Below are 3,391 nucleotides of genomic sequence, written 5' to 3' on the forward strand. Positions count from 1 at the left end.
GCGAATAAGAATTGGTTGTTTACAGGAGATTTAGGTCAAGATGGTGAAAAGGAAATTATGCAGAGGATGAAACTTCAGGTAGATTATTTTAAATTGGGTCATCATGGCAGTAAAACATCATCCAATCCAGACTTTTTACGTGCAATCCATCCTAAGCAAGTTTTTATTTCTGCTGGTCGAAAAAATAGGTTCGGGCACCCCCATCAAGAGACGCTAACGACACTAACTCAACAGCAAATACCATGGGTTTCAACGCAAGACTGTGGTATGATTAGCTGGTATTATGGCGGACTGCAAAGTCCTAGATTTAGTTACTTTTTAAAGCGGGATAAAAAATGACCTTACTTTCTTTATTTAAAAATACAAATAACAATAATCCACATACCTTAATTTGGGGTGCAGATGACTTTCTCAATGATTACTTGGTGAGATCATATGCCAAGGAAGATCGCTTTAAAGATTTGGAGCACGTGACTGTCGATTGCGAAAGCGATGGCTTAGATGAATTGATTGCGAGCTTAACTGAATCCAGTTTATTTAGTGAACAGAAATTTATTGTAGTCAAAAATCCTTTCTTTTTAACAGCTAAGGTATCTAAAAAATTACAGAAACAAATTGATGACTTACAAAAAATTTTTGAAAACTTAGCTGATTTAGAAGATGTAGTAGTAATTGTTGCTTCTTATGAAAAAATTGATAGGCGTAAAAAACTGACTAAAACTGTTCTAAAGCAATTCAATGTGGTTGAGCCACAAATTAGGCCCTATGAAGTTGCTTCAACGACTAAAGCCTTGATCAAAGATGAGGGATATATAATCACACAGTCAGCTTTACAGCTGCTAATTGAGCGGAGTGATCAGGTAATTGACACTATTTTAAGCAATTATCAAAAGCTAAAAATGGTAGCTACCGATAACAAAATTACTGAAAAATCAGTAATGCAAAATGTAGATTTGTCCCTAGCACAAAATATTTTCGCTATTTTGGAGTCGGCTTTAGATAAGAATTACCGTGAAGCAGTTGAGCGCTTAGATAATCAATTACGTGAAGGGACTAATCCAATTCAATTATTAGCGGTCTTTGAAAATCAATTAGAATTGATTTTGGTCGTTAAGATCTTAGCACAAAGAGGTCGTAGCGAACCACAAATTGTAAAAGAATTAGGCGTTCATCCCTATAGGGTTAAGTTAGCCCTACGTAATCGGTTGAAGATAGACAAGCTAGAAAATTTATTAAGGGATGCAATCGACTTAGAATTTAAATATAAAAATGGAACTTACCGAGAAGATAATTTTTTGAAATTATTTATCTTAAATGTCTAAGAGTATACAAAAAGAGGAGATCGCTGCAGATCTCCTCTTTTTATTATTAGTAATAAGTAAGATTTACTTGTTTGCTAACTTGTTTAAACGACTCTTGTCACGAGCAGCCTTGTTCTTGTGGATTAAGCCTTTTGAAGCAGCCTTATCCAAAGCACGTTCAGCTTCTAAATGCAACTTGGAGACGTCTTCCTTACTATCACTTTCAACAGCGTTCTTAAACTTCTTGATAGCAGTTCTTAACTTGCTTAATTCAGAAGCGCGGCGTTCGTTAGTAGCGTTTTGAGTCTTAACACGTTTGATAGCTGATTTGATTTGTGGCATGAAATTCACCTCCAATGATTTAGAAATTTACTTCATCCATTATACTTAAGAAATATCACGGATGCAAGGTAATTTCCGCTTGCTTTTTTAAAAAATATTGTGTATGATTATGACTGTTGTGAACCGCTAACGCTGTTTATTTGTTCACGCCGACGATAAACGTTGTTAACGGCAATTATTTAATGAAAGGTGAATTTAACTATGGCAATTTCAAAGACTGAAAAAGAAAAGATTATGAAGGAATACGCAACTCACGAAGGTGACACTGGTTCTGTTGAAGTTCAAGTTGCTCTTTTGACTGCTGATATCAACAACTTGACTGATCACATGAAGAGTCACAAGCATGACCACCACTCATACGTTGGTTTGCTTAAGAAGATCGGTCACCGTCGTAACTTGCTTCGTTACCTTGAAAACAACGACATTAACCGTTACCGTGAATTGATCAAGAAGTTAGGTCTTCGTCGTTAATTTTTACATAATATTGAATAATGAAGCTAGCCGAAAAGGCTGGCTTTTTTTGTCTCTGTCATAATTTTATTCTTTATGCTAAAATTGAAACAGATTATTTTTACGTTGAGATCGATAGATCCATAAGAATTAAAAATTAGATAGAAAAGGAAATATAATGGCTGATCAAATCAAAATTATGATCTTGAGCGGTGTGCGTGAACAGGGTAAAGACATGTTTGCTGTTCAAGTTAATGATGAAATTTTTGTTCTTGATGCCGGATTAAAGTACCCTGATAGTTCTTTATTTGGTATCGATGTAGTAATTCCTGACCTTGATTTCTTTGAACAATACGGAGATCGAGTAGCAGGTATCTTTTTAACACATGGGCATGCTGATTCAATTGGTGCATTGCCATACATTTTGCGTAAATACGATATTCCAGTATTTGGTTCACAATTGAGTATCGAACTTGCTAAAATTGAAGTACAACGCGAAAACAAACGCCGTAAGAATAGTTTGTTCCACGTAATCGATGCAGATACTGAAATTGATTTTAAGAATGCAAGTATTTCATTCTTCCATACGACACACTCAATTCCTGATTCACTTGGAATAGATGTACATACACCAGCAGGTGAAATTGTTTATACTGGTGACTTTAAATTTGATCCAACAGCTGCGTTAAATTATCGGACTGATATGGATCGCTTAGCTGAAATTGAACAAAAGGGCGTTTTAGCGCTTTTAAGTGATTCATCTAATGCAGAAGCATCTTTCCCTAATGCATCTGAACAAGATATTGGTAAATTTGTGACTAATGTCTTCAGAAATGCTAAAGGCAGAATTATCGTAGCTGCTAAAGCCTCTAACTTGAATCGTGTTCAAGAAGTTTTAAATGCTGCAGCAGCAACAGGGAAACGCGTCTTATTAACTGGCCGCGATCTAGCTAAGATTGTTAGAACTTCAATGAAATTAGGCTATTTAGATGTGCCTGAAGGCTTGTTGATGCGAGTTAAGGATCTGAAGACTGTGCCAGATGAGCAGACAGTTATATTAGAGACTGGGCGTATGGGTGAACCACTTAACTCATTACAAAAAATGGCTAAGAAGCGTCATAGTATGATTACGATTCATAAGGGCGATTTGGTCTTTATTGCAACTACTCCGTCACATGCGGTTGAAACGATGGTAGCTGAAACCAGTGATTTGGTATATAAGGCTGGCGGTACGGTTATCCAGTTAGGCAGAAATATACATACTAGTGGGCATGCAACTGGTCGTGATCTGCAACTTT

Annotated in this window: 5 protein-coding genes; 4 read left to right on the plus strand and 1 reads right to left on the minus strand. The window is 36.2% G+C overall.

Features of this window, described 5'->3' with window-relative positions:
- Both CP367_RS06460 and holA read left to right on the plus strand, forming a co-directional pair.
- A partial coding sequence (locus CP367_RS06460; RefSeq protein ID WP_369821922.1) for a ComEC/Rec2 family competence protein occupies nucleotides 1–339 on the plus strand: 339 nt, incomplete at its 5' end.
- Nucleotides 336–1,322, plus strand: coding sequence for a DNA polymerase III subunit delta (gene holA / locus CP367_RS06465; protein ID WP_005718884.1), 987 nt, complete (start codon nucleotides 336–338; stop codon nucleotides 1,320–1,322). The genes CP367_RS06460 and holA, both read left to right, overlap by 4 nt.
- A 63-nt stretch (nucleotides 1,323–1,385) precedes the next feature.
- Here holA and rpsT read toward each other — a convergent pair whose 3' ends face one another.
- Nucleotides 1,386–1,643, minus strand: coding sequence for a 30S ribosomal protein S20 (rpsT, locus tag CP367_RS06470; protein ID WP_005718885.1), 258 nt, complete (start codon nucleotides 1,641–1,643; stop codon nucleotides 1,386–1,388).
- A 201-nt stretch (nucleotides 1,644–1,844) separates the two neighbouring features.
- Here rpsT and rpsO point away from each other — a divergent pair, with 201 nt between their 5' ends.
- Nucleotides 1,845–2,114, plus strand: a complete 270-nt coding sequence (rpsO, locus tag CP367_RS06475) for a 30S ribosomal protein S15 (RefSeq protein WP_005718887.1) — start codon at nucleotides 1,845–1,847, stop codon at nucleotides 2,112–2,114.
- Between the two features lie 157 nt (nucleotides 2,115–2,271).
- The coding region (locus CP367_RS06480) for a ribonuclease J (protein ID WP_143469223.1) at nucleotides 2,272–3,391 on the plus strand (1,120 nt) is incomplete at its 3' end.

It is taken from the genome of Lactobacillus sp. UMNPBX16, from assembly GCF_002553775.1.
GTDB lineage: Bacteria > Bacillota > Bacilli > Lactobacillales > Lactobacillaceae > Lactobacillus > Lactobacillus crispatus.